This is a genomic window from Ulvibacterium marinum, assembly GCF_003626755.1.
Classification (GTDB): Bacteria; Bacteroidota; Bacteroidia; order Flavobacteriales; family Flavobacteriaceae; genus Ulvibacterium; species Ulvibacterium marinum.
On record NZ_RBCJ01000005.1, the window covers coordinates 345,180 to 370,607 of the forward strand.

A 25,428-nucleotide genomic window follows, 5' to 3' on the forward strand; every position below is an offset into this window, starting at 1 on the left:
AAATTATTTGAAAACCTATTTCTTTTTATTGGCTTCCATTTTGTCCTTTAAAGCTTGTAATTGCTCGTTGGCATCACCAAGGGTAGGTTTGGACTCTTCCGCACTTACTGCCGCCCTTTTGGCCGCTGCTTTTACGTTTCGTCGTTCCTCTTCCTTGAAAATAGCGGTATGGCTCGCCACTACGCGCTTAAAGTCTTTGTTAAACTCAATAATCTTAAATTCGGCCTCTTCACCTTTGCCCAACTTCTTCCCATCCTCTTTCTCCATGTGCCGTTGTGGAATAAAGGCAGTGATATCCTCATTGAAGTCAATAGTACCTCCTTTATCCACTATTTCAGTAATGGAGGCCTTGTGTACCGTTCCTTCGGCAAATTCTTTTTCGTATTTGTCCCAAGGATTTTCCGTAGTCTGTTTGTGGCCCAGGCTAAGCTTACGACCCTCTACATCCAATTCCAGTACCTCTACTTCAATAGTATCGCCAACAGTTACAAATTCTGATGGATGTTTGATTTTCTTGGTCCAGGAAAGATCTGAAATATAAATCAATCCGTCTATTCCCTCTTCCAATTCTACAAATACACCAAAATTGGTAAAGTTCCTGATAATCCCCTTATGTCTGGAACCAACAGGGTATTTGGTGGTAATATCGGTCCATGGATCTGGGGTAAGTTGTTTTATGCCTAAAGACATCTTACGATCTTCCCTATCCAAGGTCAATACTACTGCTTCTACCTCGTCACCAACATTTACAAAATCCTGAGCGGAACGTAAATGTGTGGACCAGGACATTTCAGAAACATGGATAAGCCCTTCAACGCCTTCTACAACTTCTATAAAGGCCCCATAATCCGCAATAACAACTACTTTCCCTTTTACTTTGTCCCCAATCTTGATCTCATCACTCAAGGCATCCCAAGGATGTTTCTCCAATTGTTTTAACCCCAGTTGAATCCTTGATTTGTTTTCATCAAAATCCAAGATAACGACATTAAGCTTTTGATCAAGCTCCACCACTTCGTTAGGGTGATTGATCCTGCTCCAGGAAAGATCGGTGATATGAATCAATCCGTCCACACCACCTAAGTCAATAAAGACACCGTATGAGGTAATGTTCTTGACAACACCTTCCAATACTTGTCCTTTCTCCAACTGGCTGATAATCTCCTTCTTTTGTTCTTCGATATCGGCTTCAATAAGTGCCTTATGGGAAACTACCACGTTCTTGAATTCATGGTTTATCTTAACTACTTTGAATTCCATGGTTTTCCCCACGTACTGGTCATAGTCACGAATCGGTTTTACATCAATTTGTGAACCGGGCAGGAAGGCCTCAATACCAAATACATCTACGATCATACCGCCTTTGGTCCTACATTTTACAAACCCACTTACAATTTCTTCCTTGTCATGTGCATTATTTACGCGTTCCCAGGCCTTAATGGTTCTAGCCTTTCTGTGAGAAAGGACCAATTGACCACTTTTGTCCTCGCGGATATCGATCAGGACCTCTACCTTATCGCCAATCTTTAAGTCCGGATTATAACGAAACTCGTTTAAGGAGATAACTCCTTCGGATTTTGCGTTGATATCTATGATGGCCTCGCGCTCCGTTAAGTGGACTACTTTTCCCTCAACCACTTCCTCATCTGCCGTGTCCACAAAGTTTTCGGCTACCAAATCCTCAAACTCTTGAAGTTTGGAGTCCTCTACGCGCTCTATCCCTTGTTCGTATTTTTCCCAGTCAAAATTTTCCAAGAATTCCTTGGGATCTTGAACCGGAGTTGCTGTTTGCGTTTCCTGTGCTGCTTCAGTAGTTTCTTCTACCTGGGCCGTTTCTTTTTCTTCAGCCATATGCTGATTTAAAATTTGTATTCCGAAGTGTTACAAGAGCTAAACAATATCCCCGAAAGTTGTTAAAAGTCTATTTTTATTGTATCCTTTTCCCCTTGACTCTTTGCAAAAAAGGACTGCAAAAGTACAATTTAAAAATGGTTTTGCAAATCACAAATAGCGAAGCTGCGTGTAAAAATAGTATTTCAAAGCTTTTTCATAATAATATATGAAGAATCGTTATCTTTCAGGCATTAATATTAACCATTAAAAGAGAATAACTATGAGCGTTAAAGCCAAGTATCAGCCCGTTTTAAGTTTGGGTGAACAGTTAGGAATCAAGGACGGAAATGTCACCGAGGAAGGTGATATCATCAAGATAAAAGGTGAGGCCAACACACCTTATGAAAAGGACTTGTTATGGGATAAGATAAAGGAAGTTGGTGGTGAAAACCCTTCCGATATAAAAGCTAATATTACTGTTGCCGATACTTCGGTTTATCACAGGCATGTAGTCAAAAGTGGGGAATCGCTTAGTAAGATAGCCAAACACTACTATGGAGATGCCATGAAGTATAAACAAATCTTCTCGGCCAATACAAATATCTTAAGCAACCCGGATGTAATACATCCCGATCAGGTTTTGGTTATTCCAAATGCCTAAGGTGTTCAAAATATTATTTAAAAAAAGGGGCGCTCATGGAGTGCCCTTTTTATTTTTGCTTTCAATAACACGCTTTGCATAATTGTGTAAACGTTCAAATTGCTCTTGTAGCCCCATATCACTGTTATCGAAAGTTATGGCACCATCAGCCTTTCGCAACGGGGAAAATTCCCTGCTGGAATCTATCCGATCCCTCAACGCTACATTTTTCAATATCTCCTCATAGGTGACCTCTTCACCTTTTTCCAAAAGTTCCTTATATCGCCTATATGCCCTTTTTTCAGGTGATGCGGTCATAAAAACCTTAAGTTCGGCATTGGGGAAAACTACGGTCCCAATGTCCCTACCATCCATGACGACCCCTTTTGCCTCGCCCATCTCTCGCTGCATTCCGACTAACATTTCACGGACCTCCTTAATTTCTGCTATTCTACTTACGTATTTAGAAACTTCCAGAGTACGTATTTCTTTTTCAACATTAACTCCATTCAGGTACATCTCGGAATATCCCAATCTGTCATTGTACGCAAATTCCAAATTTATTTTGGAAAGTGATTCCACAATAGCATCGGTATCATTGCTATGTTCTGCAATGAACTTATTTTGAAGTGCATATAGTGTTACGGCCCTATACATGGCACCCGTATCTATATAAACATAGTCCAAGGCTTTTGCCAATTGTTTTGCAATAGTACTCTTCCCTGTAGACGAATAACCATCTATGGCAATGGTAATTTTTCCCATGGGTTAAAAATAGGTAGAATTACAGAGTTCAAAGATGATTTTAAAGCGAATATTTCCTGAGGGGCATTAAAGCTTTTTGGCGTTCTTTACTTTTCTGTCGGTCAGGGCAGTGTCTATAACTTCATGCATGTCCGTTACATAATGGAAAACAAGCCCCTTTAAATACTCCTGCTTTATGTCCAGAATATCCTTTCTATTGTCCTCACAGAGAACAATTTCCTTGATTCTTGCCCGCTTTGCGGCTAATATTTTTTCCTTGATACCCCCAACAGGCAATACCTTGCCGCGAAGTGTTATTTCGCCGGTCATGGCCAAACTCTTCTTTACTTTTCTTTGAGTAAACAAGGATACCAAGGAAGTGAGCATGGTAATCCCGGCACTAGGTCCATCCTTAGGCGTAGCGCCTTCCGGTACATGGATATGTACGTTATATTTATCAAAAATTTGGGTGTCTATCCCAAACCGCTCCGCGTTGGATTTTATATACTCCATGGCAATAGTAGCGGATTCTTTCATCACCTTGCCCAAGTTACCCGTTATGTTCAACGTGCCTTTTCCTTTGGACAATATGGATTCTATAAAAAGGATATCCCCGCCAACGCTTGTCCAAGCAAGCCCTGTGACCACACCTGCAACTTCATTGTTCTCATATTTATCCCTTTCCAAACGTGCAGGCCCCAAAACCTTCTCTACATCGGCATTGCTCACTTTTATATCATACTCCTCTTCAGTAGCAATAGACTTGGCGGCATAACGGACCATTTTGGCAATTTGCTTTTCCAAGGAACGTACCCCGGATTCCCGGGTATACCCTTCCACAATCTTTTCCAATTGTCGCTTTCCTATTTTTAAATCTTTGGAGGAAAGCCCATGTTCCTTAAGTTGTTTGGGAAGTAAGTGCCTTTTCGCTATCTCTACCTTTTCCTCTATCGTATAACCCGTGACATTTATAATTTCCATTCTATCCCGTAACGCAGGTTGAATGGTAGATAAGTTATTGGCCGTGGCAATGAACATCACTTTGGAAAGATCATACCCCAACTCCAGGAAATTATCATGAAACTCACTATTTTGCTCAGGATCCAATACCTCTAACATGGCAGAGGAAGGATCACCTTGATGGCTATTGGAGAGTTTATCTATTTCGTCCAATATGAAAACGGGGTTAGAGGTTCCTGCCTTCTTAATGCTCTGTACAATGCGTCCTGGCATGGCCCCTATGTAGGTCTTGCGATGCCCTCGGATTTCCGCCTCGTCCCGCAGTCCTCCCAAGGACATTCTCACATACTCCCGTCCCAAAGCTTCGGCGACCGATTTTCCCAAAGAGGTCTTACCCACTCCCGGAGGACCATATAGGCAAAGGATGGGTGATTTCATGTCATTACGAAGCTTTAATACCGCCAAATACTCCATTATCCTTCGTTTTACATCCTCTAGACCGTAATGATCCCTATCCAAAATTCGTTGCGCTCTTTTTAAATCGAACTTATCCTTCGAATATTCGTTCCAAGGAAGGTCCAAAAAAAGATCAAGATAATTTCTTTGAATGGAGTATTCCGCAACCTGGGGATTCATTCGCTGGATTTTCGCCAACTCCTTTTCAAAGTGCTCCTTTACCTTTTTACCCCACTTTTTGGTCTTGGCCTTAGCACGCATCTCCTGTACTTCTTCATCATAGGATACACCACCCAACTCCTCTTGGATGGTCTTCATTTGTTGATGAAGGAAGTACTCGCGTTGTTGCTGGTCCATATCACTTCGAACCTTGGATTGGATATCATTTTTGAGTTCCAACCGCTGTAGTTCCAGGTTCATATACTTTAAAGTGGCCAAAGCCCTTTCCTGTAGGTTCCCAATTTCCAAAAGCTCCTGTTTTTCCTTTACATCCAAATTTAAATTCGAGGACACAAAATTGATTAGGAAAGAATTGCTCTGAATATTCTTTATAGCAAAAGATGCCTCGCTGGGAATATTGGGGTTGTCTTTGATTATTCGCAAGGCCAAATCCTTTATAGACTCTATAATGGCCAGGAATTCCTGTCCGTCCTCGTCCGGTCGTTCTTCCTTTGTCTCCCGCACCGTCGCCATCATGTAGGGCTTTTTAGTAAGTATCTCGGCTATTTCAAAACGCTTTTTGCCCTGTATGATAACCGTGGTATTCCCATCCGGCATTTGTAGGACCCTAAGTATCCTTGCCACTGTACCCAAGGTATTGATGTCATTGATATCGGGATTTTCAGTTTCCTCATCCTTTTGAGAAACTACCCCTATAACCTTAGATCCGTTATTCGCATCCTTTATTAAATTAATGGACTTGTCCCTGCCCGCGGTGATGGGGATAACCACACCAGGAAATAGTACCGTATTTCGCAAGGGTAAAATAGGCAAGGTCTCCGGTAGTCCTTCATTGCTCATTTTTTCCTCGTCCTCTGGAGTCAATAGAGGAATCAACTCCGAGTCCTCATCAATTCCATGAAAGGACATATTGTCAAAATTTGAAAATTTGGAATCTCCCATATATTTATTTCGGTCATTCTGTCACAATTGGACAGAATATTATGTTCAACTAAAGCTTTATTAACACCGATACATCCTATATTCATTATAATCATGTGGGATAAGATGCTCTGGCCATACTTTACTGAACAATTGTTATGCCATATCCATAATAGATAAACCTACTTTTTTATATTTTACTGTAACAATCCAAAAATAGAATCATCTTTTATATAAACCGTCCATCTTTTGAGCCACAAGAGTGAACATATTGATGCTTTATTGCAATTATGCCTTAAAGGAAACCAAAGTGCACAACTAGAAATTTACAATCGTTATTACAAGGCGATGTACAACATCTCCCTGAGGATTGTAAAGGACAGTGCCGAAGCCGAGGACATCATGCAGGAATCATTTTTAAACGCGTTTACAAAACTGCATACGTTCAAAGGGGAGGTCACATTTGGAGCTTGGCTAAAACGAATTGTAATAAACAACAGTATCTATCACTATAAAAAGCAGCAGAAAAAAAATGAAGTTGCTTTGGAAGATGTAATGTACAGGGTTGAAGATAATGATGGAGTTGCTTCGGATCATGCGTTTACCGAACTGAAGGCTCAAAAGGTGATGGAAGCCATGAAACGGTTGAAAGACAATTACAGAATTTCTTTGACCCTACATTTAATAGAAGGTTACGACTACGAAGAAATAAGTGGTATTATGAATATAAGTTACGCTAATTGTAGGACAACGATTTCAAGAGCCAAGGAAAGCCTACGACAAAAACTATTAATTGCAGGATGATGGAAAACGAAAATTTGGAAAAACTGTTCGAGCGACTACAAGGTTCTTTTGATATAGAAGAACCAGCTCCAGGCCATGAATCGCGTTTTTTGGAAAAAATGAACGCTGCTCAAGGAGTGGTGCAAATACGCCCCAAAAGAAGAAACTGGTGGAAACCCTTGTCCATAGCGGCCTCTATTCTTGTGCTTTGCACAATAGGCCTTGGCCTTTACAACAGCGGAGCGACTACGGAGGAAAAAGTAGCGGAAATCTCCCCTGAGGTGTCCAAAACTGAGTTTTACTTTGCCAATCTTATTGAGCAACAAGTAAGGGAACTGGAAAGTAAGAGCTCTCCGGAAACCGAAAAGATTATTGCCGATACCATGACCCAGCTAAAAAAGTTGGAGACAAATTACCTACAATTGGAACAGGACCTTTTAAATGGAGGTAACAGTAAGCTTATACTCAGTGCCATGATCACCAATTTCCAAACAAGGATAGATCTTTTGCAAGATGTCCTGAACCAAATTGAAACTATACAAACATTAAAAGATTACAATGATGAAAACATTACTATATAAATACGCGGCAGTGGCACTTTTTTGTATGCTTCCATTGACTATATGGGCCAATGAGGGAAAGTTAAAGGGCAGATACACCAAGGAAAAGACCATAAAAAAGGAATTCAGCGTAAACTCTGATGCCCTTCTAAAAGTAAACAATAGCTATGGAAACCTAAATATCACCTCTTGGAACGAGAATCGTGTGCTTATAGAAGTACATATTATGACCAATGGTAATAACGAGGACAAAGTACAGCGCAAGTTGGACAACATCACTGTAGACTTTGATTCAAGCAGTAGTATGGTTTCGGCTAAAACTATTTTCAACGACAATAAAGGAAGTTGGGGCTGGAATTGGGGGAGAAACAACAATGTAAATATGCAGATTAATTATAGTATTAAGCTGCCTGTAAAGAACAGCGTACATTTGGACAATGACTATGGAAACATCATTTTGGATCGCGTGGATGGGCATGCCAAAATAAATTGTGACTACGGCCGGTTGGAAATCGGGGAATTACGGGGGAGAAACAACCAGCTTAATTTTGATTACACTTCCAGGTCGAACATCGGTTACATTAACAGTGGTGATATACGGGCAGACTATTCCGGTTTTACCATTGAAAAGGCTGGAGACCTTATGATCAATGCAGATTATACGGATTCGACCGTGGAAGAAATGGAAAACTTACGATATACCTGTGATTATGGAAAAATAGATATCGGTGAAGCAAGCGATGTTCAAGGAAGTGGGGACTACATCAATGTAAAGTTGGGCACCATACATGGTGATGTGGATATCACTGCCGATTACGGGTCAATAAAAATAGAAGATATGGCCGATGATGCCGGGAACCTTCAAATCAGAACAGATTATACTGGCATCAAAATCGGATATTCTCCACAATATCATTTCGAATTTGAAATAGATACGGAATATGCCGGGGTAAACGGTATGGATGATTTTGAAGTGAATATCAGTAAGGAAAAATCCCATTCCAAGTATTATAAGGGTTTCCACGGACAACAGAATAGTGGAAACACGGTCACCATTTCCAGTGACTACGGCGGTGTGTCCTTTTCAAGAAATTAATCGAAAAACCAACTATTATGAAAAATGTCTTATTACTCGGTTTAGTCTCAATCCTTACCTTTTCGGCACAGGCACAAAGCCTTGAAAAACGTACGGTAGAGGAATATGATGAAATATCGGTATCAGGTTGGTTCGATGTAGAACTAGTGGAAGGGAATGAGGGCCAAATCACCCTTACAGGAAGGGCCAGCCAATTGAAGCATATTGATAGCGAGGTAGTTAACGGGGACCTAAAAATCGAATGGGCCAAAAGATCCAATCTAAATCCCTTCTACTCTTTCTCCAAAATAACGATAACCATACCTGTTGAAAGCATACATGCCGTATCGCTTTCGGGTTCAGGTTCAATTTCGGGGAATTCAACCTTAATCGCTGAACGTTTTACCACTAATCTTTCTGGATCAGGTGAAATTGATTTGAACGTAAATGCGAACTCCTTGAATTCCAGAATATCAGGTTCCGGGAATATTATACTTCACGGACAAGTTGAAAACCATAACACGGAGATATCAGGTTCTGGAAAAATAAAGGCTTATGATATGGAGACAGATATTGTAGATGCAACCATAAGTGGCTCCGCTAATGTCAACGTCAAAGCCAACAAGGAAATCCGGGCAAGAATCTCAGGTTCTGGGGATGTCAACTATATCGGTTCCCCTGATAAAATTGATAGTAAGGTCTCGGGGTCAGGTTCCGTTACCAAAAGAAAAAGAAGTAGTTAGCACATAAATAAAAATCAAAAAACAACACATTATGAAAAAAATAATCACATTAGGTCTGGTATTAGCATTTACGGCCTCTTGTACCGCGCAATGGGGCAGGAGAATAAAAGGAAATGGCAATACCGTTACCATAGAACGATCTACCGGAGACTATGACGCAATTTCAGTATCAGGATGGTTTGATGTGAATCTCGTGGAAGGAAATGAGGGGGAACTAACCTTAAGGGGAGAAGATAACCTTTTGGAATACATTAAAACCGAAGTCAAAAATGGGAAACTGGTCATTAAGACTGAAAAAGGAGTAAATCTAAAGCCTTCCAAATGGAACGAAGGTATTATTATAACCGTTCCCGTAGAAAGTGTGAATTCCATTGCGTTGTCCGGATCAGGTGATATCGTTGGTAAAACGACCATTAAGGCCAGCTCTTTTGAAACGGCGATGTCCGGATCGGGCGACATCACTTTAGCGGTAGAAGCCAACTCCGTCAATGCGTCCATGTCCGGTTCAGGAGATATAAGGCTTAAGGGAAAAACAGATGATTTTGAAGTGAGCATTTCAGGCTCTGGAGATGTTGAGGCTTATTCGCTAGAGGCAGAGAACGTAGAGGCAACGGTATCCGGATCCGCAAACATACAGGTTACCGCCAATCAAAGACTAAAAGCACGGGTTTCCGGATCTGGGGATATAGAATACCGGGGAAATCCCGATAAGGTGGATACCAAGACATCCGGTTCCGGGGATATTTCTAGGGGATAATCTGAATTAAAAAGCAAATCAAAAAACGAATAGTGTTTAAATAAAGGCTTCCATTATCCAATGGGGGCTTTTTTAGTTTTATTCACCCGGGTAAGCAAAAACATACCAATCAAAAAAAACAGCCCCAGAAAGATTGTGGAATTCCGCATACTGCCCGTAGACTGGGCTATAAAGCCATATAAAAAAGTGCCTATTACAATGCCAATTTTCTCCGCCACATCATAAAAGCTGAAGAAGGAAGTGGTATCGGTTGTTTCGGGAATAAATTTGGAATAGGTTGAACGGGACAGGGCCTGTATACCCCCCATGACCAAGCCCACGCATCCTGCTGCAATATAGAAGTCCATAGGAGTAATCAAAAAGTAAGCGTAGATACAAATGGACACCCATAAAAGGTTGATTACTATCAGTGTAGGAATGTTGCCAAAAGCCTTGGATGCCCTAGCGGTCAAAGTGGCACCTAAAACGGCTACAATTTGTATGACCAAAATACTGGTAATCAAGCCTGTGGTACGTTCACCATCCGAACCCCAATTAATCTCTTCTTCGCCAAAATAGGTAGCAATGAGCATAACGGTCTGGACCGCCATACTGTAGACAAAAAATGCGCCTAAATAACGCTTTAGTTTGGTCTCATTTCCCAGTTGATGCCACACACTTTTTAACTCCCGAAAACCATTAAGTATCACATTCGTTCTTTTGCCTTCCTTTTTATACCCTTCGGGCAAGTGGAAAAAAGTGTACTGTGCAAAACCAATCCACCAGATACCGACGGAGACAAATGAGTATTTCATGGCCTTCAATTCGGCAGCCTCCCCAACACTATCCTCAATACCAAAAAGGTCAGGTTTCATTACCATGGCCAGATTAAACAGCAAAAGGATTACGCTTCCTATATATCCCATGGAAAAACCCTTTGCACTAATGCGATCTTGTTGCTCTGGAAATGCGATATCCGGTAAGTACGAGTTGTTGATGGCAAAGCTCACCCAAAAGCCAACAAGGCCGAAAAAATAACAACTTAGACCCAAATAGATATTTTCCAGGGAAAACCAATATAGACCTATGCAGGAAAGTCCACCCAGATAACAGAAGAACTTCATGAATACCTTCTTGTTACCCAAATAATCGGCAATACCTGACAATAGGGGTGTTATTATGGCTATGAACAAGAAAGCAGCAGAAGTAACATAACTGATCAATGGGGCCCTAGCTATTTCTCCACCAAACACAGAGACCTTTTCAACTTCGGCCACTCGAAACAATGCTCCGTAAAAGATGGGGAAAATGGCCGAAGCAATAACTAAACTATATACTGAATTGGCCCAATCATAGAAAGCCCAAGCATTTAATAACTTTCGATTTCCTTTTATCGCTATTGTTCTGCCCATATGAAAAGATGAAAGCTGTCCGCCAATTGGCGGACAGCTTTCAATATACAATTTTATATTGCTTCTTTGGGATACTTATTCAAATGATGTTACACCAAATTTACCTGCCTCCTGTTTTGCCATCGGAGCCCAATTTTCAAGATTAGCGATTCGGGTATCATTGGAAGGATGGGTGCTAAGAAATTCTGGAGGGGCCTGTCCTCCACTTTTCGCTTTCATTCTCCTCCAAAGGTCGGCGGCCTCATCCGGGTTGTATCCTGCAATTGCCATCATTTGAAGACCGATCAAATCCGCCTCCGTTTCATGGCTTCTACTGAAGGGCAACATCAAACCTACCGAAGATCCAACGCCATAAGCCTGATTGAACATATTACGCTTCTGGGGGTCCTTAATTGCCACATTTCCTGCCACAGCCCCTAATTGCTGTAATGTACCGGCACTCATCCGTTGTGCCCCATGATCGGCAAGGGCATGTGCCACTTCATGGCCCATGACCACCGCAACGCCGGTTTCTCCCTGGCAAATAGGCATAATTCCTGTATAAAAAACGATTTTCCCTCCCGGCATGCACCAGGCGTTAACGGTTTCGTCCTGTACAAGGTTGTATTCCCATTTATAGTCCTTAAGGTATCCCGGTTGGCCATTTGCAGATAGCCATCTTTCAGCGGCTGAAGCTATTCTTTGGCCTACCTTCTCTATCATTTTCGCCTCCGAAGTATTTTCGACCACCTTGTTTTCGTTCAAAAATTGGTCGTACTGTGCAAAAGCCGTAGGGAATATTTGGCTGTTGGGATAAAAATTTAAAGTACTTTTTCCGGTAAATGGATTGGTTTTACAGGCCACAACGCCCATAAAAACAACCAAAGTCAATACTAATTTTTTCATTTTTAATAGTGTTTAGCATAAGAAAAATACGAAAATTATTTTCCTGTTATGTGTAATTCGGTAAAATTCTTGTCGATTTCAATGCTATTATTACCATTCAATTTTATCTGCTTTAATGGAACCTCCTCATTATCCACTTCTATGGTGGCTATGGTAAAGGGCAATCCATGTAATTTAAATTTAAAGCTCTTATAGGAAGTTGTATACGACCCATCTTTGAATTGTTGAATTATTAGTTCATTTTCCTTGCCTACCAATTTAAACTTGCGTAGACTAAACTGCCCTTTTTTATAATCGTATCCGTCCTGGGCATCCTCATAAACCATTGAATTCTCGGCGCCGATCTTAAAATAAACATCCAGGATCAATTCCTTTATTTCAAGTTCTCCCACATATTGCTGCACGGGATATTTAGGTATTATAGCTCCTTCCTTGATGAATAGGGGAATCTTATCGATATCCGCTGTTACCCATCTTTCCTTACCGCCTTCTATGGTTTCCTCGGTCCAATAATTGTACCATTTTCCTCTAGGAACGTACATTCGTCTACCCTTTGCGTTGGGTTCCTGAACCGGGCAGACCAAAATCTGCTTTCCAAAAATAAACTCATCCGTTCGGAAGTGGGTCTGAGTATCCTCTTGGTCATAATAGAATAGGGACTGCAACATTGGTGTACCATATTCCGTATACCTATAGAACATGGTATACAAATAGGGTAATAATTGATATCGCAATTCAATAAACTTGCGGACAATATCCGTTACCTCATTGTCAAAGGACCAAGGTTCCTGATCGCCATGATCCCCACTGGAGTGTACCCTGCAAAAAGGATGAAAAACACCTAATTGAATCCATCTGGCGAACAGTTCACCATTGGGTTGTTCGGCAAATCCCCCAATATCGGATCCCACAAAGGAATAGCCGCTAAGGCACATGCGCTGTGCCTGTACGTTGGCTATCCACAAATGTTCCCAGGTGGCCACATTGTCCCCGGTCCAAGTTGAGGAATACCTCTGGGTCCCCGCAAAGGCCGCTCTGGTAATGACAAATGGCCTTTTAGGAAATACATACTTCTTTACGCCTTCATAGGTGGCTCTTACCATTTGCATACCATAGATGTTGTGCGCCTTTCTATGGGTACAAGGGTGGCCATCATAATTGTGTCTGGTATCCAGCGGGGCAGTTTTGGTGGGCACTTCCATTACGGCCGGTTCGTTCATATCGTTCCAAACGGCATGTACCCCGATCTCTGCCATAAACTCCTTGTACAGTTCCGCCCACCATGCACGCACTTCCGGGTTGGTATAGTCAGGGAACTTACAGGCACCAGGCCACACTTTCCCCTGCATATAGGGTCCATCGCCACGTTTACAGAAATAATCCTTTTCCATGGCTTCCTGGTAGACCCAATAATCTTTGTCCACCTTGATACCGGGATCGATCATTACCACAGTTTTAAAACCGTCTTCATTCAATTCCCCTATCATACGTTTCGGATCGGGAAATCGCGTTTTATCCCATGTAAAACAGCGAAAGCCATCCATATAATCAATATCAAGGTAAATGGCATCACAAGGAATCTTGAGTTTTCTAAAGTTATCGGCTATTTCCTTTACCCTGCTTTCAGGAAAATAGCTCCACTTGGATTGATGGTATCCCAAGGCCCATTGTGGGGGCATTTCCGGAGTGCCTGTCAAATTTGTATAGGAACGTACTACCTCGGACATTTGTGGCCCATAAAAAAAGTAGTAGTTCATTTCCCCGCCATCTGCCCAAAAACTGGTGATGTTTCTGCGCTCATGGGCAAAATCAAAATAGGTCCTAAAGGTATTGTCGAAGAAAATGCCATAACTTTTACCTTTGTGAAGACCGGTATAAAATGGTATTGCCTTATAAAGTGGTTCTTGATCTTTTCCATATGCATACTGATCGGTACACCAGTTGTTTACACGCTTGCCCTTTAAGTTGGAGTGTGTAGCCTTATCCCCCATACCATAAAAACTTTCAGCGGTCTGGGTTATTTTACTCATTTTTACGGTATTGCCACCATATTCATAATTTTCCTCCCAGTGAAAACCGAGTTCGTCCTCATTTATGATATTCCCTTCCAAGTCGGATATCTGCGTGCGCAGGGTTTTTTTATCGATCAATAGTTGAAGAACGGAAGTCTCTAAAAGATACTCGGTCTTATTCTCAGTAACCTCCAAGCGGTTATATCCCTTACTCGCCGTTTCACTTATGGCATATGAAAAATCGGGTTCAAATACATATTCCGTTGCATATCGAAACCTTAAGACACTATCTTGAAGGACCGTAACTTCCAGTATAACGCCATTTTCTGTGGTAAAGTAAAGTTTATCCGAATCCCTTTTGTAGTCTACTATCTGATTCGGGTATAAATTGCCCTTATATTCAAGTTCGGTATTGGTAATCATAGCGGGTTAAATTTAAAACGCCACAAATTAAGGACTTAACCCATAATAACGAAAACATATTACGACCAATTGTTAACTATAACGATATAGCTACTTTTCGTTACTTTAAAATGACGATACCTAAAGGAGGAATGGTAATTTCTATGGATTTTTTATATCCATGCCATTCTTTATTTGTGATTTTCACAGAAGTATTTTGTGTGCCACTGCCACCATATTTTGTGGCATCGCTATTAAAAATTTCTTTCAAGGCCTTGGATTTTGGAACACCGATACGGTATTTTTCCCGGGGTACGGGTGTAAAATTGCAGGCAACGATAATATCATTCTTATCATCATGGCCCCGGCGGATATACGTAAGGACCGAGTTTTCCGAGTCCCCATAATCTATCCATTGAAAACCTTCATGGCTAAATTGTTTTTCGTACAACGCGGGTTCCGATTTGTACAGTGCATTTAAATCCTTAATCAATTCCTGGATTCCGGAATGCAAATCGTATTGATTTAAATGCCAGTCCAAGCTTTGTTGAAAGTTCCATTCCGAAGTCTGGCCAAATTCCCCTCCCATAAAAATTAGATTGCCCCCGGGGTGGGTAAACATATAACCAAAAAGCAATCGCAGATTGGCAAATTGCTGCCATTCATCCCCGGGCATGCGGTAAATAAGGGACTGCTTGCCATAGACCACCTCATCATGCGAAAAGGGCAACATGAAGTTTTCGGTAAAGGCATAGGTCATACTGAAAGTGATATCATTTTGATGATGTTTCCTGTAGACAGGTTCTTTTTTGAAATACTCCAAGGTATCGTGCATCCATCCCATCATCCATTTCATCCCAAAACCTAGCCCCCCTAAATTTACAGGTCTGGAAACTCCGGAAAATGCTGTGGATTCCTCTGCAATGGTCTGTACATCCGGATAATTCCCATAAACCGTTTCGTTGAGTTCCCGAATAAAGGATATGGCTTCCAGATTTTCGTTGTTGCCATATATATTGGGCTCCCATTCTCCTTCTTCCCGCGAGTAGTCCAAATAGAGCATGGAGGCCACGGCATCTACCCTTAGACCATCCACATGATATTGTTCCAGCCAGAACATGGCATTACTAATGAGGAAGGCCCTGACTTCGTTCCTACCATAGTTGAAAATCAAACTTTTCCAATCGGGATGGTAACCCCTACGACGATCCGGGTTTTCATAAAGGTGAGATCCATCAAAAAAGCCAAGTCCATGGGCATCCTCGGGAAAGTGGGAAGGAACCCAATCCAAGATGACCCCAATATCATTTTGGTGAAGCTTATCTACTAATAATTTAAAATCCTCCGGTTTTCCAAATCTTGAGGTCGGTGCAAAATACCCCGTTAATTGGTAGCCCCATGAGGGATCGTATGGATACTCCATAATAGGCATAAACTCCACGTGCGTAAAGCCCATATCCTTTACATATTTTACCAGATCTTCGGATAAATCGACATAGGACAGATATTCGTTTCCATTTTTGCGTTTCCAAGAACCTAGATGCACCTCATATACGGAGTAGGGCCTATCCAGACCATTTTTATCGCCGCGATAACCCATCCACTTTTTGTCCTTCCATTTGTAATTATCATTCCAAACTACAGACGCCGTATTGGGCGGATGTTGACAATAACGCGCAAAAGGATCTGCTTTTTCCGTCTTGATATCGTTATTATGGGAGTGTATTTTGTATTTATATAAAGAGCCTTGATCTATACCTGGGATGAATCCCTCCCAAATACCACTTTCGTCCCATCGTACAAAGAGTTTGTGGTCGCCCTCGATCCAATAATTGAAATCGCCCACTACCGATACGGATTTGGCAGTTGGTGCCCATACGGCAAAATAGGTGCCCTTTTGGCCATTCAGTTCCAAGGGATGTGATCCCAGTTTCTTATAAAGCTGATAGTGCTTTCCAGATTTAAAAAGGTCAATATCAAAATCGGTAAATAGACTGTACGCTATTACGTTTTCCATAGTATTGTTTAGTTAGTATCGTTAATAATTCCCATAATACCTTCCAAGGGTATTACTGCCCACTGTGGCCTGGAATTCATTTCGTAACCTAATTCGTAGACTGCCTTTTCCAACATACAGTATTTCAGAAGAAATATACGTTCTTGGACATATCCTATGTTAAGGTTGTGTTCCTGTATCAACCCTACATAGCTTCCCAAGAACACCCCGATGAAATAGCGATATAATATTTCGCCTGCCTTATATAGGTCTTCCCGTGAATACGGATACTCTTCCCCTTTTCCAAAGATGGTAGCATAAATTGCATAGTGGAAAGAGCGAAAAATACCGGCAACGTCCTTTAGGGGAGGTTGTTTCACTTTACGGTCCCGAATAGTGCTCTCCGGCTCGCCTTCAAAGTCCAGCAAGTAGAAGTCGTCTTCCTGAACCAATACCTGGCCCAAATGATAATCCCCATGTATTCGTATGCGCTCCCCTTTCAATTTGGTCCAATCAAAATTTACGAATCGTTTTCGTATCTCGTTCTTCCGTTCTAAAAACTCCTGGGCCAATTCCAAGGAAAGTCCCTCCAAGCGGTGCATATTGTTCTCAACGATATTCAAACGATTCTGAAATTGATACAACAGCCTATTCTTTAACCATACTTCATAGTCCCCGTTAAAATGTGTGGGGTGAAAGGCTGTATCGCCAAATTCGGATCCCAAGGCAATGTGCATCTCCGCAGTTCTTTGCGCAAGTTTTTGGATTTTCAAAAAAATATTAAGCCCGGCCCAATCAATAATCTGTGGAGGTACATCGTTAATGCCTAAATTTTTAAACATCGAGGTTTCAGGCAAGTTCTTGACTTGGATACGCTTGTATTCCAGATTGCAGAATATTTTATGTAGCTCCCCCAACATATACTCCCATGCATCCCCTTGGTTGGGCACCAATTCCTGCATTAGGGCAATTGTGATATTCACATTATCGGAATCGATGACGTTGATACTTCCTTTATATGCCGGTATGTTCCTGTACTCTTTCTCCTCGGAGAGAAATCGGGTCATTTCATAGTCGGGATTTTTATCGGAATAAATTCTGCGGAAAAACTTAATGACCAACCTATCATTGATTATGACCGAAGTGTTACTCTGCTCCAAGCCCATAAATCTGGAGGATACGTACTCCGTTTCTGAAAAACTGGCACTTTTATGATACCTCACTTTGGTAGTATCATTGGGTACGGCCGTCATGATACGCTCAAAGACCAATTTTCGAAAGGCCTCAAGATTGAGCGCGTCTATAATATAACCTTCCTGGTCCTTTATTTTTATGGGTAATATGCGGTCTTTCTCGGCAAAACTTTCATCGGATACAAAGGCAATGGGCAAGAAGTAATGTTGGTAGAAGGCCTCTTCAAAATTAACCTGCAATAAAAGGCCATAGTAGACTTCCTCATTTTGTTGAATCCTAAAATACTCCTGAAGCTCCAAATATTTCAGCTTACTGGCCTTACCGCCATACCACCTTTGCTGTACCACATAATTCTCCAGCACATCGGAAAGAAATACTTTGACAAACTTATCGTTCCCCATCAATTCTTCCCATATGGTATCGAAATGATAAGGTGGTCGTGCCAAGGATTCCTTTTTCTTTTTGGTCATCTCTTACGTATTGATATGGAATAGGTGAAAGGGCAATGCAGGATGCAGTTCTATAAAGTTCCATTCACTGTGCCAAAGGTACCCATTATCCGTAACAACATCATGGACCTGTACGGATTGCCCTGCATGGATTCCCAAGCCTTCCAATGGAAGTTGAACCGTGCCCCTTTGGGAGTAATAAGGATCCAAACTGATTACAATCAACATTTGGTCCGTACAATCATCGTTCCACTTATAAAAAGCGATCAAATTATCATTGTCTATAGTACAAAAACGAATGTTATTGGTTTGCTGTAGGCATTCATGCGCTTTACGTGCCGCATTTATTTTGCTTATAACATAGGTCAATTTGTTTTCCTTGGACCAGTCCCAATGGCGTATCTCATATTTTTCGCAATTCATGTATTCTTCCTTCCCCGGAAGGGCAGCGGTATCCATATATTCAAACACCGGTCCATAGATTCCTATGTTTCCACTCATTGTCGCGGCCAGGGCATACCGAATAAGATGCATCGCCTCATTGGCCCCCTGTAGATGGTACGGATTAATGTCGGGGGTATTGGGCCAAAAATTGGGACGGTAGTACTCCTTCATTTCTGTTTGGGTAAGCTCTACCATATACTCTATAAGCTCATGTTTCCATACCCTCCAGGTAAAATAGGTATAGGATTGCGAGAAGCCCTGTTTGGCCAATTGCTGCATAACCCTTGGCCGGGAAAACGCCTCTGCCAAGAACAGCACGTCCGGATAATCCTTTTTGACTTGGCCAATAAGCCAATTCCAAAAATAATAGGGTTTGGTATGGGGGTTGTCTACCCTAAAAATGTGAACCCCACAATTGACCCAATGTAGAGTGACGTTCAATAGTTCCTCCCACAGCTCTTTATATGCCTTGGATTCAAAATAAAAATTGACGATATCCTGATACTTTTTAGGAGGGTTTTCGGCATATTGGATGGTTCCATCAGGCCGCTTTCTAAACCATTCCGGATGTTCGGTAATATATGGATGGTCCGGGGCCGCCTGAAAAGCAAGATCCATAGCAATCTCTATTCCATGGTCATTTGCCTTTTTGATCAAGTTCTTAAAGTCTTTTTCAGTCCCCAGTTCCGGATGTATGGCGGTATGCCCTCCCAATTTAGATCCAATGGCCCACGGTACACCGGAATCGCCCTCAATTGCATTTACGGTGTTGTTTTTCCCTTTCCGGTTTACCTCCCCTATGGGATGCACAGGCGGAAAATACACTACATCAAAGCCCATATTGGCTATTCTGGGCAGTAATAGTTCACAATCCTTAAAAGTCCCATGCGTATTGGTCTTTGTCGAGGAAGATCTTGGAAAAAACTCGTACCAGGTGCTAAAATTAGCCTTCTTGCGATCAACATATACTTGAAGCACTTTACTGCTATTGGCTAGAAAACGTTGAGGGCAGCTCAAAAACAATTCGTGTAATTTGGGGGAAACGGCTTCCTTTACCGCCTCATTATAAGAATTGTCTTCTTTAAAAAGCCTTATTAGTTTCTGAAGATATGGTCTCTCCTGGGCGGGCGCTTTTTTGGAAACGTACTCCAAGTACTGCACGCCGTCCAAAAGTTCGCTCTTTACGTGTTGGCCATCCTCAAGTTTGGCCTCAATACCATGCTGCCAGTTAAGGGCATGGTCTACCCATCCCTGTACCTTATAGTCGTAAAATCCTTGTTTATCTACCGCAAAGGTTTCAAAATATACATCCTGTCCTTGATCTTGCATACGGACCACCGAATATTTCTTCTCACTCTCGTGCTTATAAAGAATTTCGGCCTGGATAACATCATGGCCATCGGGAAGCACATCGGCATATACCGTTATTTTTTCGCCTACGGTCCTCTTGATAAAAAACGCCCCACATTGAATTTGTGGTGAAACATTTTCTATAACAACACGTTGTTGTCTTAACATAGTTTAAGGTTTGTCCGGTTTTGCTAAAAATAGGAAATAAAACGATAATCCCGCATGAGAGAGGCACAAATCTTGGGTTCTTTGAGGAAGTCAAATTCTACCGATTTCATTTTTGGAACGCTTTTTGAAACAGGTACAAAAAAGAATCATATCTCTAGCTAAAATACAGTAATTATGAAAAAAACAACTTTGGTATTTAGTACAGTATTGGCCCTATTTTTTATATCCTGCGAGGGTCCGGCAGGGCCTCCAGGATTGGACGGATTTGATGGAGCAGATGGTGCCCAGGGACCTCCAGGTCCCGAATTTGAGGCAATCGCCTTTGAAATTGATATTGATATGGTTTTAAATGCAGACCTGAACAGGTACGAGTTTGCTCTTGAGCCCTTCCCGGATGATGTAATATTATTACAGGACGATGTGGTGCTCATGTATCGATTGGAGGAAGTAAACAATGACCTCGACGTTTGGCGACAATTGCCACAGCCTTTCTTTTCCGATCAGGGATTGTTGTTCTACAATTTTGACTTTACCCTAAATGATTATAGCGTTTTGGTAGAACCGGAATTTGATGCAGGTTTGGTTCCAGCGGATTTGGTCCAAAACCAGGTTTTTAGAATCGTTGTTATTCCAGCAGATTTAGGATTATCTTCAAAAATGGATAAATCCAATATCGATGCCGTAATGCGCTCTTTGGGTATCGAAGAAAAGGATATTAAAAAAATACAATTGGATTAATCATCTTACCATATAAAACACAGGAAAGGCCTTGTTCCCCAAATGGCGAATGGGGCTTTTCCTATTGGGTAGATGGCATTAGCAAAACCTTAACGCAATTCATTTCATAAAGTGGATTACATTTGAAAGGATTTACCAATTGTGTCGTCCAATCTAAAAAATGTAGTATAAACTAATTTTCATGAACAGTAAAACACTTTTGATCGCCTTCATCCTACTAATAACCGGATGTAAAGGAAATTCCCAAGAAAAGGAAATCGCCTCCAATCCAGATAAAAAAGAAGAAAAAACTTTCCCTGTATCCAAAACGGAAGAGGAATGGAGAAAGGAGCTTAACGATATGGAATTCTATGTACTGCGCAAGGCCGCTACGGAAAATGCCTTCAGTAGTGAGCTTTTGGATAACAAGGAAGAAGGAACCTATGTTTGTGCGGGTTGTGGTACTCCGCTTTTTGAAAGTAAATTCAAATTCGATTCCGGTACCGGCTGGCCTAGTTTTGATCGGGAAATAGAAGGCAACGTGGCTTACGATGTAGACTATAAAATAGGCTACAAACGTACCGAGGAACATTGCGCTACATGTGGGGGTCACTTAGGACATGTATTTGATGATGGCCCTAGGAACACCACAGGAAAACGACACTGTATCAACGGCGTGGCACTGGATTTTGTAGCCAAGGAATAAAAACACCTCACATCTTTCATTACTTTAACTGAGTTAACCTAACTTAATAGTTGGCATATTGTTCCAATGAATAGGGGCATCTTATATTTAGGATCGAAATAAAACAACATCTTAAAAGGTTTCACTTTTCAATCCAAAAAACGTTTCAAAACTTAGAAAAAGAGAGAATCAGTAAATCCATGTTTTGATTTATCATTTAGAATTCCTTAGCAAACAATTGGGGTTTTGAATTTGTAATTTGGGTTCTGATTTCCGTACTTTTGCACCGCTCTCGCTCGATGATCTATTCGGGACCTTTCGAGAGGTAATCTCTAAAAAGTTTAAAAATGGCCAATTTCGATGTTATTGTTTTGGGTAGTGGCCCCGGTGGTTATGTTACCGCTATTAGGGCTTCCCAATTGGGTTTCAAAACCGCGATTGTTGAAAAAGAAAGCCTCGGCGGGGTTTGTCTAAATTGGGGTTGTATCCCTACGAAAGCCTTGCTAAAGTCCGCCCAAGTATTTGAATATCTACAACATGCCGAGGATTATGGCCTTAAGGCAAATGATGTGGACAAGGATTTCAATGCTGTGGTAAAACGTAGCCGGGGGGTTGCTGATGGTATGAGCAAGGGCGTACAGTTTTTGATGAAGAAGAACAAGATCGAGGTCATTTCGGGTTTTGGGAAACTGAAACCTGGAAAAAAAATAGCCGTTACCGATACAGAAGGTAAGGAAACAGAATATAGTGCAGAACATGTCATTATCGCTACTGGTGCACGTAGTCGTGAATTGCCCAGCCTACCTCAAGATGGCAAGAAGATAATCGGTTATCGGGAAGCCATGTCCTTGGACAAGCAACCGAAGAAGATGATCGTAGTAGGTAGCGGGGCCATAGGTATCGAATTTGCCTATTTCTATAATGCCATGGGTACCGAAGTGACCGTAGTGGAATTTCTACCGCGCATAGTTCCGGTTGAGGACGAAGAGGTCTCCAAGCAACTGGAACGAAGTTTTAAAAAGACGGGCATTAAGATTATGACCTCCTCCGAAGTTACAAGTGTTGATACGTCGGGAGAAGGTGTAAAGGCCACCGTAAAGACTTCAAAAGGCGAGCAGGTACTTGAGGCGGATATCGTCCTTTCCGCGGTGGGTATAAAATCGAATATTGAAAACATTGGTTTGGAAGATGTGGGGATTGCCACCGACCGTGATAAAATTCTGGTCAATGATTATTACCAGACCAATATTCCCGGCTACTACGCTATTGGCGATGTTACCCCGGGGCAGGCCTTGGCCCATGTGGCCTCTGCGGAAGGCATCCTTTGTGTGGAAAAAATAAAAGGCATGCATGTAGAGCCCCTGGACTATGGCAATATTCCTGGATGTACGTATTGTATGCCCGAAGTAGCTTCCGTAGGATTGACCGAAACACAGGCAAAAGAGGCCGGGCATGATATTAAAGTGGGGAAATTCCCATTTTCTGCCAGTGGAAAAGCTAAGGCCTCCGGTAAGGCAGATGGATTTGTTAAGGTTATCTTTGATGCCAAATATGGGGAATGGCTGGGTTGCCATATGATCGGTGCAGGTGTTACGGATATGATAGCCGAAGCGGTAGTCGCACGAAAACTGGAAACTACAGGACACGAAGTCTTAAAAGCGGTTCACCCCCACCCTACTATGAGCGAAGCCGTAATGGAAGCCGTGGCCGATGCCTATGATGAAGTAATCCATTTATAAAATAATGTCAGGTTGAGCGCAGTCGAAACCTTAAGGTCTAGGCTGTGCTCATATAAAACGTTTACCACTTTAAAAAATGCTCACCACATTTAGAATTACCGCTGTACTTGAAGGTATTTCCTATCTGATGCTTTTTGCCATCAGTATGCCCCTAAAGTATTGGGCGGGCATCCGTGAACCCAATATCTATATTGGGTACGCCCATGGAGCTTTGTTTATTGCTTATCTGCTTTTTGCCATTATTTTTTGGATGGAAAAAAAGTGGACCATAAAGCGATTGTTCATATTGGTTTTAGCCTCCTTGTTGCCTTTTGGTACGTTTTATATGGACAAGAAATATCTAAAGCCGTTACAATCCGAGCAATAAGGGGATAAATTTTGCACCTGTTTTTGAATGACCGAACAAGGTTTGCCCTTCTGATACCCAAACACCACTCGGGATATTGCCTATTCTGTGATATTTCCCAAAAAACTCTGTATCGCCAAATCATAGCTTTGTAGGCCAAAGCCGAGGATGACCCCTTTGGCGCCCGAAGAGATATAGGAAACATGTCGGAAGTCCTCCCGTTTATGGGTATTGGAGATATGTACCTCTACAACCGGCGTCTCAATAGCCTTAACTGCATCACCGATACCCACCGATGTATGGGTGTAGGAGGCTGCATTAAGGACAACACCATCATAGGAAAACCCCACTTCCTGAAGTTTGCCAATAATCTCCCCCTCGATATTGGATTGGTAATACTCCAACTGCACATCCTTGAACTTGAACTGCAGTATCGAAAAATAGTCCTCAAAAGTCTGATTGCCATATACCTCCGGCTCCCGTTTGCCTAAAAGGTTTAAGTTGGGGCCGTTGATTATAATGATTTTCATATAGCTAAAATAAACAAATTAGCGCCCGTAAAAAAAATGTTGGTCAGGTGATTTTGGAATCAACGCCTGCGCCCGGTAGGAAAGGTATAGATTACACCAAGATTGGCAGAGTTCCAAGTGCTTTCGTCCAATTGTATTCCGGTATAGGAAAGATTCAATTCGGTTTGTGGACCCAACAAAAAGCCAATGATAGGTCTATAATAAAGCCCACCATCATTGCCATCATTGATACCCAAGGCGGTTCCGGCATTTATCCCAAAGGATAAGGAATTGGAAGGCCAAATCCGGATGGAAGCGGCCAAGGGCAAAAACTGTACATTGGGTAAATCAACTGATACGGCTTGATCTTGAAAAGTTTCGGCAAAGCCATGGATAAAACCAACAGTGGCACCAAGGTCCACCAACTGGCCCAAGGCCCACGAATAACCTACATCTGCTCCAACAAATAAACTTACCTCATCATTGAAGTCCCCAAGGGGCAATCCGCCTTGAATGCCCAGTTTAAATCCTTCTTGCGCATTGATGGACCATCGGAATAAAATAAAGACAAAGACGTATATGGTTTGTTTCATAATTATGGATTATTGGTACCATAACGTCAAATATGTCCATTAACCTACACGATGAAGCAACTTTGTTGCCAAATTTGGGAAAACCGTTGTACACAGGCTTTATAGGTGCATCAATAAGGATAGTGACACTCATGAATTGGAAGATATTTTTGCGAGTATAGGCGATCACCAATATGCTAAACTGAATGAAGTAGGCAAAATAGCACTTATCCCTTTGGTTATCGGGAGACAGTACATAAGTGCTTGAAAAGTATTTTTACCTCCTTTTGGATTTTAAAAGAAGTAACTGGCAGAAATCTGTAACACTCGGTTTTTGGAGTCGAAATCCTTGACCACATTGATAAACCCAGGAATAAAACGCAACTGGAAATAAAAGTTCTCGTCCAACCGATATCCCGCTCCCAGGGCAAAACCAATGTCGAACGTATTCTTGTCCGGTGTAACCAAAGTACCATAGGTATCCTCATCAATATTACTGGAAAGTAAAACGCTAAATTGTGGTCCGGCCTCTATAAAAAGATTGTCCCAAACATTGTATTTACCGATCAAAGGTACATTGAGGTAAAACAAATTGATGTCATCATCCAGGAATGTACCACTACCCTGAAAGGAGAGAAGCACTTCCGGTTGAAGAATAATAACATCTGAAAAGGGAATTTCTACCAATCCCCCAATATGAAAACCGGGCTTGGAGCCATAATCATACCTACTATCACCACCCAGTGAGGAAAGGTTAAATCCTGCCTTTACGGCAACCGTTCCATCGGCACCTATGCCACTGGTGCCCTGTATTTGGGCCAAGGCGCATTGTAAGATAAAAAAGGAAAACAAAACGGTTAGGAAAGTTGCTTTTTTCATGTTTTCATATTTAAGGGTTGTCTACACAAAAGTACCAT

General features: G+C 41.7%; 22 protein-coding genes. 10 read left to right on the plus strand and 12 right to left on the minus strand.

The annotated features are described in order from the left end of the window. Positions 1-15 precede the first annotated feature (15 nt). Positions 16-1,851, minus strand: coding sequence for a 30S ribosomal protein S1 (gene rpsA / locus D7Z94_RS22730; RefSeq protein WP_120713923.1), 1,836 nt, complete (start codon positions 1,849-1,851; stop codon positions 16-18). A gap of 262 nt (positions 1,852-2,113) precedes the next feature. Between rpsA and D7Z94_RS22735 the strand changes: the two genes are divergently transcribed. Next, entirely contained in the window at positions 2,114-2,494 is a 381-nt protein-coding gene (locus D7Z94_RS22735) for a LysM peptidoglycan-binding domain-containing protein (protein ID WP_120713924.1), read from the plus strand. Between the two features lie 33 nt (positions 2,495-2,527). Here D7Z94_RS22735 and cmk read toward each other — a convergent pair whose 3' ends face one another. Then, a complete protein-coding gene (gene cmk, locus D7Z94_RS22740) occupies positions 2,528-3,238 on the minus strand; it encodes a (d)CMP kinase (protein ID WP_120713925.1) in 711 nt (236 codons plus the stop codon). Between the two features lie 66 nt (positions 3,239-3,304). After that, positions 3,305-5,755 (minus strand): endopeptidase La, encoded by a 2,451-nt coding sequence (gene lon, locus D7Z94_RS22745; protein WP_120713926.1) that lies wholly within the window; start codon positions 5,753-5,755, stop codon positions 3,305-3,307. Positions 5,756-5,983: 228 nt separating this feature from the next. Between lon and D7Z94_RS22750 the strand changes: the two genes are divergently transcribed. The 5 genes from D7Z94_RS22750 to D7Z94_RS22770 are packed head-to-tail and all read left to right on the plus strand — an operon-like array spanning position 5,984 to position 9,652. After that, positions 5,984-6,538 (plus strand): RNA polymerase sigma factor, encoded by a 555-nt coding sequence (locus D7Z94_RS22750; protein WP_120713927.1) that lies wholly within the window; start codon positions 5,984-5,986, stop codon positions 6,536-6,538. After that, a complete protein-coding gene (locus tag D7Z94_RS22755) occupies positions 6,538-7,098 on the plus strand; it encodes a hypothetical protein (RefSeq protein WP_120714068.1) in 561 nt (186 codons plus the stop codon). The genes D7Z94_RS22750 and D7Z94_RS22755 overlap by 1 nt, the downstream gene beginning before the upstream one ends. Further along, the gene (locus tag D7Z94_RS22760; protein WP_120713928.1) at positions 7,079-8,173 is read left to right on the plus strand and encodes a DUF4097 family beta strand repeat-containing protein; all 1,095 of its coding nucleotides are present in this window, start codon (positions 7,079-7,081) and stop codon (positions 8,171-8,173) included. Before D7Z94_RS22755 ends, D7Z94_RS22760 begins: the two co-directional genes overlap by 20 nt. 17 nt (positions 8,174-8,190) lie before the next feature. Next, the gene (locus D7Z94_RS22765; RefSeq protein ID WP_120713929.1) at positions 8,191-8,895 is read left to right on the plus strand and encodes a head GIN domain-containing protein; all 705 of its coding nucleotides are present in this window, start codon (positions 8,191-8,193) and stop codon (positions 8,893-8,895) included. A 31-nt stretch (positions 8,896-8,926) separates the two neighbouring features. Beyond that, positions 8,927-9,652, plus strand: coding sequence for a head GIN domain-containing protein (locus D7Z94_RS22770; protein WP_120713930.1), 726 nt, complete (start codon positions 8,927-8,929; stop codon positions 9,650-9,652). 53 nt (positions 9,653-9,705) lie between these two features. Here D7Z94_RS22770 and D7Z94_RS22775 read toward each other — a convergent pair whose 3' ends face one another. The 6 genes from D7Z94_RS22775 to D7Z94_RS22800 form a co-directional block, all read right to left on the minus strand. Continuing rightward, a complete protein-coding gene (locus tag D7Z94_RS22775) occupies positions 9,706-11,043 on the minus strand; it encodes an MFS transporter (RefSeq protein WP_120713931.1) in 1,338 nt (445 codons plus the stop codon). A 75-nt stretch (positions 11,044-11,118) separates the two neighbouring features. Then, positions 11,119-11,928, minus strand: a complete 810-nt coding sequence (locus D7Z94_RS22780) for a M48 family metallopeptidase (protein ID WP_120713932.1) — start codon at positions 11,926-11,928, stop codon at positions 11,119-11,121. 35 nt (positions 11,929-11,963) lie between these two features. Then, positions 11,964-14,363: a glycoside hydrolase family 31 protein gene (locus D7Z94_RS22785; protein WP_120713933.1), complete on the minus strand. Its 2,400-nt coding sequence runs from the start codon at positions 14,361-14,363 to the stop codon at positions 11,964-11,966. Between the two features lie 100 nt (positions 14,364-14,463). Then, positions 14,464-16,359, minus strand: coding sequence for a 1,4-alpha-glucan branching protein GlgB (gene glgB, locus D7Z94_RS22790; protein WP_120713934.1), 1,896 nt, complete (start codon positions 16,357-16,359; stop codon positions 14,464-14,466). Between the two features lie 8 nt (positions 16,360-16,367). After that, complete coding sequence (locus tag D7Z94_RS22795) at positions 16,368-18,002, minus strand: maltokinase N-terminal cap-like domain-containing protein (RefSeq protein WP_120713935.1); 1,635 nt, start codon at positions 18,000-18,002, stop codon at positions 16,368-16,370. A 3-nt stretch (positions 18,003-18,005) separates the two neighbouring features. Continuing rightward, entirely contained in the window at positions 18,006-19,943 is a 1,938-nt protein-coding gene (locus D7Z94_RS22800; protein ID WP_120713936.1) for an alpha-1,4-glucan--maltose-1-phosphate maltosyltransferase, read from the minus strand. A 174-nt stretch (positions 19,944-20,117) separates the two neighbouring features. On the opposite strand from D7Z94_RS22800, the gene D7Z94_RS22805 reads away from it, so the two are divergent. From D7Z94_RS22805 to D7Z94_RS22820, 4 genes are all read left to right on the plus strand, one after another. Continuing rightward, positions 20,118-20,681 carry a collagen-like triple helix repeat-containing protein gene (locus D7Z94_RS22805; RefSeq protein ID WP_120713937.1) on the plus strand — a complete coding sequence of 188 codons (564 nt, stop codon included), beginning with the start codon at positions 20,118-20,120 and terminating at the stop codon, positions 20,679-20,681. 181 nt (positions 20,682-20,862) lie between these two features. Next, entirely contained in the window at positions 20,863-21,366 is a 504-nt protein-coding gene (gene msrB, locus D7Z94_RS22810; protein ID WP_120713938.1) for a peptide-methionine (R)-S-oxide reductase MsrB, read from the plus strand. 326 nt (positions 21,367-21,692) lie between these two features. Then, complete coding sequence (lpdA, locus tag D7Z94_RS22815) at positions 21,693-23,084, plus strand: dihydrolipoyl dehydrogenase (protein ID WP_120713939.1); 1,392 nt, start codon at positions 21,693-21,695, stop codon at positions 23,082-23,084. 76 nt (positions 23,085-23,160) lie between these two features. Next, on the plus strand, positions 23,161-23,451 hold the full coding sequence (locus D7Z94_RS22820) for a DUF3817 domain-containing protein (protein ID WP_120713940.1): 291 nt from the start codon (positions 23,161-23,163) through the stop codon (positions 23,449-23,451). A gap of 80 nt (positions 23,452-23,531) precedes the next feature. On the opposite strand, the gene aroQ is transcribed toward D7Z94_RS22820, so the two are convergent. The 3 genes from aroQ to D7Z94_RS22835 form a co-directional block, all read right to left on the minus strand. Further along, positions 23,532-23,960, minus strand: a complete 429-nt coding sequence (gene aroQ / locus D7Z94_RS22825; RefSeq protein ID WP_120713941.1) for a type II 3-dehydroquinate dehydratase — start codon at positions 23,958-23,960, stop codon at positions 23,532-23,534. Between the two features lie 59 nt (positions 23,961-24,019). Then, positions 24,020-24,532, minus strand: coding sequence for a hypothetical protein (locus D7Z94_RS22830; RefSeq protein WP_120713942.1), 513 nt, complete (start codon positions 24,530-24,532; stop codon positions 24,020-24,022). A 273-nt stretch (positions 24,533-24,805) separates the two neighbouring features. Beyond that, positions 24,806-25,390 (minus strand): porin family protein, encoded by a 585-nt coding sequence (locus D7Z94_RS22835; protein ID WP_120713943.1) that lies wholly within the window; start codon positions 25,388-25,390, stop codon positions 24,806-24,808. Positions 25,391-25,428: the final 38 nt, after the last annotated feature.

Excerpts from the sequence above, each read along its gene's own strand:
- D7Z94_RS22820 (WP_120713940.1), top strand. The coding sequence starts at position 23,161 with ATGCTCACCACATTTAGAATTACCGCTGTACTTGAAGGTATTTCCTAT.
- lpdA (WP_120713939.1), top strand. The coding sequence starts at position 21,693 with ATGGCCAATTTCGATGTTATTGTTTTGGGTAGTGGCCCCGGTGGTTAT.
- D7Z94_RS22770 (WP_120713930.1), top strand. The coding sequence starts at position 8,927 with ATGAAAAAAATAATCACATTAGGTCTGGTATTAGCATTTACGGCCTCT.
- D7Z94_RS22795 (WP_120713935.1), bottom strand. The coding sequence starts at position 18,002 with ATGACCAAAAAGAAAAAGGAATCCTTGGCACGACCACCTTATCATTTC.
- msrB (WP_120713938.1), top strand. The coding sequence starts at position 20,863 with ATGAACAGTAAAACACTTTTGATCGCCTTCATCCTACTAATAACCGGA.
- D7Z94_RS22830 (WP_120713942.1), bottom strand. The coding sequence starts at position 24,532 with ATGAAACAAACCATATACGTCTTTGTCTTTATTTTATTCCGATGGTCC.
- D7Z94_RS22780 (WP_120713932.1), bottom strand. The coding sequence starts at position 11,928 with ATGAAAAAATTAGTATTGACTTTGGTTGTTTTTATGGGCGTTGTGGCC.
- D7Z94_RS22760 (WP_120713928.1), top strand. The coding sequence starts at position 7,079 with ATGAAAACATTACTATATAAATACGCGGCAGTGGCACTTTTTTGTATG.
- lon (WP_120713926.1), bottom strand. The coding sequence starts at position 5,755 with ATGGGAGATTCCAAATTTTCAAATTTTGACAATATGTCCTTTCATGGA.
- D7Z94_RS22785 (WP_120713933.1), bottom strand. The coding sequence starts at position 14,363 with ATGATTACCAATACCGAACTTGAATATAAGGGCAATTTATACCCGAAT.
- D7Z94_RS22835 (WP_120713943.1), bottom strand. The coding sequence starts at position 25,390 with ATGAAAAAAGCAACTTTCCTAACCGTTTTGTTTTCCTTTTTTATCTTA.
- glgB (WP_120713934.1), bottom strand. The coding sequence starts at position 16,359 with ATGGAAAACGTAATAGCGTACAGTCTATTTACCGATTTTGATATTGAC.
- D7Z94_RS22765 (WP_120713929.1), top strand. The coding sequence starts at position 8,191 with ATGAAAAATGTCTTATTACTCGGTTTAGTCTCAATCCTTACCTTTTCG.
- D7Z94_RS22755 (WP_120714068.1), top strand. The coding sequence starts at position 6,538 with ATGGAAAACGAAAATTTGGAAAAACTGTTCGAGCGACTACAAGGTTCT.
- D7Z94_RS22775 (WP_120713931.1), bottom strand. The coding sequence starts at position 11,043 with ATGGGCAGAACAATAGCGATAAAAGGAAATCGAAAGTTATTAAATGCT.
- rpsA (WP_120713923.1), bottom strand. The coding sequence starts at position 1,851 with ATGGCTGAAGAAAAAGAAACGGCCCAGGTAGAAGAAACTACTGAAGCA.
- D7Z94_RS22735 (WP_120713924.1), top strand. The coding sequence starts at position 2,114 with ATGAGCGTTAAAGCCAAGTATCAGCCCGTTTTAAGTTTGGGTGAACAG.
- aroQ (WP_120713941.1), bottom strand. The coding sequence starts at position 23,960 with ATGAAAATCATTATAATCAACGGCCCCAACTTAAACCTTTTAGGCAAA.
- D7Z94_RS22800 (WP_120713936.1), bottom strand. The coding sequence starts at position 19,943 with ATGTTAAGACAACAACGTGTTGTTATAGAAAATGTTTCACCACAAATT.
- D7Z94_RS22805 (WP_120713937.1), top strand. The coding sequence starts at position 20,118 with ATGAAAAAAACAACTTTGGTATTTAGTACAGTATTGGCCCTATTTTTT.
- cmk (WP_120713925.1), bottom strand. The coding sequence starts at position 3,238 with ATGGGAAAAATTACCATTGCCATAGATGGTTATTCGTCTACAGGGAAG.